The 852-nt window shown below is 72.9% G+C and carries 1 protein-coding gene; it reads left to right on the forward strand.

The features are described from left to right. The first annotated feature begins 142 nt into the window (after window positions 1-142). Window positions 143-607, forward strand: coding sequence for a molybdenum cofactor biosynthesis protein MoaE (locus GH736_RS23615; protein WP_235934665.1), 465 nt, complete (start codon window positions 143-145; stop codon window positions 605-607). Window positions 608-852: the final 245 nt, after the last annotated feature.

An 852-nucleotide genomic window follows, 5' to 3' on the forward strand; every position in this document is an offset into this window, starting at 1 on the left:
GCCGGCGTGGCCGGCCGGACCGTCGTCGTCAACCTCCCCGGATCACGGGGCGGCGTCGCCGACGGCCTCCGCGTGCTCGACGAGCTGCTGCCGCACCTGCTCGACCAGGTCGGCGGTGGCGACCATGCCGCGCGAGGTTCGGATGCCTGAGACGAACTCGCCCGACGAGACCATGCCCGAGGCACCCACGACTGAACCCGACGTGTTCGCGGTCGTCACGACCGAGCCGCTCGACCGCGCGGCGATCGAGGCGTTCGTGCAGTCGCGGCAGGACGGAGCGCTCGTCACGTTCGAGGGCGTCATCCGGGACCACGACCACGGCGCATCCGTGACCCTGCTCGAGTACGAGGCGCACCCCGAGGCCGAGCGCTTCCTGCGCGACACCTGCGCCGAGGTCGCGCGCGAGACCGGCCTGCGCGTCGCCGCCGCCCACCGCGTCGGCACACTCGCGATCGGGGATGTCGCGCTCGTGGCATCCGTCGCCGCACCTCACCGCGCCGAGGCCTTCGCCGCATGCGCACTGCTCGTCGACCGTATCAAGGAGCGCACCCCCATCTGGAAGCGCCAGCACCTCGCCGGCGGCGCCACCGAGTGGGTCAACCTCTGACCTCGGGGTCGCGCTCCGGCTTCGCGTCGAGCACCGGCCTCGAGGTCGCGGCGAAGCCGAGCGCGAACTGAACGAGTCTTCCTTCCGGAAAACTTCGGCACTTCGGCACTTCGGCACCGGTTTCCGCGAGGGAAGTGCCGCGGCGCACCCGAAGTGCCGGCGGGCTCAGCGGCGCTCGACCGGGTACCGCAGGTGCAGCACGCGACGGCCCTGCACGACGGCCGTCGGGTCGCCGAGCCGCGCCG

It is taken from the genome of Agromyces humi (assembly GCF_009720255.1).
In the GTDB taxonomy this organism is placed as follows: Bacteria; Actinomycetota; Actinomycetes; order Actinomycetales; family Microbacteriaceae; genus Agromyces; species Agromyces humi.

Coding starts and splice junctions, on each gene's coding strand:
- GH736_RS23615 (WP_235934665.1), top strand. CDS start 143: ATGCCTGAGACGAACTCGCCCGACGAGACCATGCCCGAGGCACCCACG.